A 4,475-nucleotide genomic window follows, 5' to 3' on the forward strand; every position below is an offset into this window, starting at 1 on the left:
TTCATGTCCGCCGTCACCACCGCCATGACCTATCTGTTCGTGCCGGGCGACCGGCACGAACGCTTCGACAAAGCCGCTGCCGCCGCGCCCGATGCGCTGATCCTCGATCTCGAGGACGCCGTGCATCCGGACGCCAAGCCGGCCGCGCGCACGGCCATTGCCGCGTGGCTGCTGGGGCGCGGTGCGCAGACGCAGGCCTATGTGCGCATCAACGACGCCAGCTCGCCCGCCTTTRCCGCCGATATGGCATGGCTGCGCGCCCTGCCGTCCGGCGCACCGCTGGCCGGCTTGCTGGTGCCCAAGGCAGAAGACCCGGCCGCGCTTGGCGAGATCGCCCAGGCGCTGGCGCAGGTCAACCCGCAGGGCCGCCTGGTGGCGATCATCGAGAGCGCATGCGGCCTGCACGGCATCGATGCGGTCGCCACCGCGCAAGGCGTGTCGCGGCTGGCCTTTGGCTCGCTGGACTTCGCCGTGGACCTGGGTTGCGCCCATACCCGCGAGGCGTTGCTGATGGCGCGCTCGCGCATTGTGCTGGCTTCCCGCGTGGCCGGCCTGCCGCCGCCCGTGGATGGCGTCACCACCGCACTCAAGGACGAGGCCGTGCTGGCCGATGATGTGGCGCACGCGCGCGCCCTCGGCTTTGCCGCCAAGCTGTGCATTCATCCGGCCCAGCTTGCCGCGGTGCGCGCGGGCTTCCTGCCCACGGCGGAGCAACTGGACTGGGCGCAGCGCGTGCTGGACGCCACCGCCAGCGGCAGCCACGCCGTGCAGGTCGACGGCAAGATGGTCGACCGCCCCGTCATCGAACAGGCCCGGCGCATGCTCGCGCTGGCAGGCTAACCGGCACCGAATCCGCAATCCCCCGCCATGACCCAACTCGAAACCCTGCGCACCTGGATCGGCCGCAGTGAAAGCCGCACCGAGATCCTCTCCCCGGAACCCGTGATCGGCCTCGCGGCCACGCTCGACCTTGACGGCGACGCGCTGGTGCGCGGCCCGCTGCCGCCGCTGTGGCACTGGCTCTACTTCCTGCCGCGCGCCCCGCAGCGCGAGCTTGGCCAGGACGGCCACCCGGCGCTGGGCGGCTTCATGCCGCCGGTGCCGCTGCCGCGCCGCATGTGGGCCGGCGGCGAGCTGGATTTCCGCAAGCCGCTACGCGTGGGCGATACGGTGACGCGCACCTCCACCATCCGCAATGTCGAGCACAAGAGCGGGCGCAGCGGAGAGCTATGGTTTGTCACTGTGGAGCATGTGCTCACCGTCAAGGGCGAGGTCGCGCTGACCGAGCGCCATGACCTGGTCTATCGCGCCATGCCGGAGCCGGGGCAGCCACTGCCCGCGCGCCCGCGCCTGGCGCACCAGGCGCAATGGCAGCGCCAGCTGCGCGCCGACCCGGTGATGCTGTTCCGCTTCTCCGCGCTCACCTTCAATGGCCACCGCATCCACTACGACCACGACTACGTGCGCGACGTGGAAGGCTACCCCGGCCTGGTCGTGCACGGCCCGCTGCAGGCGATGCTCACGCTGGACCTGCTGGCGCGCGAGATGCCCGGCGCCACGGTGCGCCGTTTCGGGTTCCGCGGGCTGGCACCGATGTTCGATCACGACACGCTGGCGGTGGGTGGCGCAGCCGATGCCAGCACGCCAGGCAAGGTCACCTTGTGGACCGGCGACGATGCCGGCGGCCAGGCGATGGACGCATGGGCCGTGGTGGAGCACTGACCCCCGCAAGGACAGCAACAACGACAACGACAACATCGGGATCGAAGGGAACAACAACAAGAGGAGACTTCCGATGCATGCAGTCCGCAATCCATGGCGCATAGCTGGCGCCGCGATCGTTCTAGGCTGCGCCACGCTGACCCAGGCGCAGCCTGCTCCCACCTATCCCACCCGCCCGGTGACGCTGATCGTGCCCTATGCGCCGGGCGGCACCACCGACGTGGTCGTCCGTCAGTTTGCCGCGGCCTTGCAGAAGGCTCTCGGCCAGACCGTGGTGGTGGACAACAAGCCTGGCGTGGCCGGCACCATGGGCGCGCTTGCCCTGCGGCAAGCGAAACCCGACGGCTACACGCTGTCGATGATGCCGGTCACCGTGTTCCGTCAGCCTTTCATCCAGAAGACCGCCTTTGACCCGGCGCGGGATTTCACCTACCTGTCGCGCATCACCGGCTACACCTTCGGCGTCGTGGTGCCGGCCAATTCCCCGTGGAAGAACTGGAGCGATTTCCTGCGCGATGCGCGCGCCAGGCCGGGCACCGTGAGCTACGGCTCGCCGGGCCAGTACAGCTCGCCGCACATCACCATGATCGAGCTGGTGACCAAGGAGAACCTCACCGTCAACCACGTGCCCTTCAAGGGCGATGCCGACTGCCTGAACTCGCTGATGGGCAACCATGTGCAGCTCTGCGCCGCCGGCAGCGCCGCCGGCACGCTGGTCGATGCGGGCAAGTTGCGCTGGCTGAATCTATGGACGGCGCAGCGCTCCCCGCGCTGGCCCGACGCGCCCACGCTGCGCGAGCTCGGCTACAACATCGTCTCGAACTCGCCCTATGGCGTGGCCGGGCCAAAGGGCATGGACCCCAAGGTGGTCAACATCCTGCAGGCCGCGCTGCGGCGCGCCGCGGAAGATCCTCAGCATCTGGCCGCGCTCAAGCAACAGGACCAGGACCTGATGTACCTGGACAGCGCAGGCTACACCCGCTTTGCCCTGCAGCAGATCGCGCAGGAAAAGGCGCTGGTGGAGCGGCTGGGCATCAAGGCGGATTGACCTGCACCTGCACCTGCACCCGCGCTGCGCCAGGCCATGGCGCGGCTTTTTCTGCTGGCGTGCTGCTTCGCGCCACCAACCCCGACACCGACCGATGACCATCAAGCCATCCACAGCAAACCCCGAAGCGACTGGCTTCGACCCGCGCGGCCACCGCATGTGCGAACAGCGTTACTTCGAAGATTTTGTGCCCGGTGAACGCTTTGTGCTTCCCTCGCGCACCATGACCGAGGCGCTGTTCGCCGCCTTCCAGCTGGCGAGCGGCGACAACCACCCGGTGCATTACGACGCAGAGTACTGCCGCGCCCACGGCATGCCGCACATGCTGGCGCACGGCTACCAGGTGCTGATCCAGACGGCGGCGGGCGCCGGCCTGTTCCCGCATATGGTGGAGGAATCGCTGAAGGGGTTTCTCGACCAGAGCAGCCGTTTCCTGCATCCGGTCTATGTGGGCGATACGCTGTACAGCGCGCTGGAAGTCAGCGGGCTCGCGCCGAACCGTACCACCGGCGTGCTGAGCTTGCGCTCGACGGTGCATAACCAGCACGGCGTGCTGGTGCTCGACGGCTTGCAGCGTTACCTGCTGCGCAAGCGCGCACCGGACGCCTGAACGGCGCTGCGCGCAAACGCGTAAGCCGCGCTCCCTCTGCCACAAGTTGGCGAGGGGAGCCATCCGGCCTCAATCCACCTGGATATTCGCCGTCTTCACCACCCCGCCCCACAGCTTCAGTTCGCGCTGGATGCGGTCGGCCAGCGGCTTGGGCCCGGTGATATCAAGGTCATAGCCGCCCTGCGTCATGCGCTGCTGGAAGGCTGGATCGTCGCCGATCGATTTCTGCGCCTTGACCAGCTTGTCCACCACATCGGCGGGCAATTTCTGCGGGCCGATCAACGCGTACCAGCCGGTCAGGTCATAGTTCTTCATGCCAGACTCGATCATGGTCGGCACGGTCGGCAGCGCCGCGTTGCGCGTCTTCGACGTCACGGCCAGCGCGCGCACCTTGCCCCCCTGGATATGGCCGATGGCGGTGCCGGTGATGTCGAACATGAAAGTCACCTTGCCGCCGATCACATCGGCCATCGCCGGCGAGTTGCCCTTGTACGGCACGTGCAGCATCTTCACCCCGCCCATCTGCGCGAGCAGCTCTGCGGACAGATGGTTGGACGCGCCCACGCCGGCCGAGCCGAAGCTGACGCCTTCCGGATGCTTGCGCGCGTACTCGACCAGCTCGGTAACGTTCTTGGCGGGGAAATCCTTGTTGATCAGCAGCACGTTGGTGTAGTCGGTGATCAGGCCGACATAGGTGAAATCCTTGGTGGGATTGAAATTCACCGACTTCTGGATCAGCGGCGTCATGGTCATGGTGGGGCTGGCCACGAAGTACAGCGTATAGCCGTCCGGCGTTGCCTTTGCCGTCAGGTCCGCGGCAATGGCGCCGCTGGCGCCGGCGCGGTTGTCCACCACCACCGGCTGCTTGAGCGTGCGGCCCAGGTAGTCGGCGTAGATGCGCGCGGCGGTATCGACCGGGCCGCCCGGGGCGTAGCCCACAATCAGCTTCACCGGGCGCGCCGGATAGTTGTCCGCCATTGCGGTGCCTTGCACCAAGGCCAGCAGCATGCCGGCCATCATCCATCGTTTCATCTGTCTCCTCCTTATTGTGCGTCTTGCCAGTGCCCGGACGTGCGGAGGCGCTGGCTGCGAGAG

The 4,475-nt window shown here is 67.6% G+C and carries 5 protein-coding genes; 4 read left to right on the plus strand and 1 reads right to left on the minus strand.

Annotated elements, in window-relative coordinates:
- Positions 1-3 precede the first annotated feature (3 nt).
- The 4 genes from AC1DS3_RS35560 (at position 4) to AC1DS3_RS35575 (ending at position 3,380) form a co-directional block, all read left to right on the plus strand.
- Positions 4-840: an HpcH/HpaI aldolase/citrate lyase family protein gene (locus AC1DS3_RS35560; protein ID WP_477129035.1), complete on the plus strand. Its 837-nt coding sequence runs from the start codon at positions 4-6 to the stop codon at positions 838-840.
- Between the two features lie 27 nt (positions 841-867).
- Positions 868-1,722, plus strand: a complete 855-nt coding sequence (locus tag AC1DS3_RS35565) for an HTD2 family dehydratase (protein WP_441639875.1) — start codon at positions 868-870, stop codon at positions 1,720-1,722.
- A 73-nt stretch (positions 1,723-1,795) separates the two neighbouring features.
- Positions 1,796-2,770 (plus strand): tripartite tricarboxylate transporter substrate binding protein, encoded by a 975-nt coding sequence (locus AC1DS3_RS35570; RefSeq protein ID WP_441639876.1) that lies wholly within the window; start codon positions 1,796-1,798, stop codon positions 2,768-2,770.
- A 94-nt stretch (positions 2,771-2,864) separates the two neighbouring features.
- Positions 2,865-3,380, plus strand: a complete 516-nt coding sequence (locus tag AC1DS3_RS35575) for a MaoC family dehydratase (protein ID WP_441639877.1) — start codon at positions 2,865-2,867, stop codon at positions 3,378-3,380.
- A 69-nt stretch (positions 3,381-3,449) separates the two neighbouring features.
- Here AC1DS3_RS35575 and AC1DS3_RS35580 read toward each other — a convergent pair whose 3' ends face one another.
- Positions 3,450-4,412 carry a Bug family tripartite tricarboxylate transporter substrate binding protein gene (locus AC1DS3_RS35580; protein ID WP_441639878.1) on the minus strand — a complete coding sequence of 321 codons (963 nt, stop codon included), beginning with the start codon at positions 4,410-4,412 and terminating at the stop codon, positions 3,450-3,452.
- Positions 4,413-4,475 lie beyond the last annotated feature (63 nt).

This window comes from Cupriavidus sp. 01L46 (genome assembly GCF_056399905.1).

Coding starts and splice junctions, on each gene's coding strand:
- AC1DS3_RS35565 (WP_441639875.1), top strand. CDS start 868: ATGACCCAACTCGAAACCCTGCGCACCTGGATCGGCCGCAGTGAAAGC.
- AC1DS3_RS35575 (WP_441639877.1), top strand. CDS start 2,865: ATGACCATCAAGCCATCCACAGCAAACCCCGAAGCGACTGGCTTCGAC.
- AC1DS3_RS35570 (WP_441639876.1), top strand. CDS start 1,796: ATGCATGCAGTCCGCAATCCATGGCGCATAGCTGGCGCCGCGATCGTT.
- AC1DS3_RS35580 (WP_441639878.1), bottom strand. CDS start 4,412: ATGAAACGATGGATGATGGCCGGCATGCTGCTGGCCTTGGTGCAAGGC.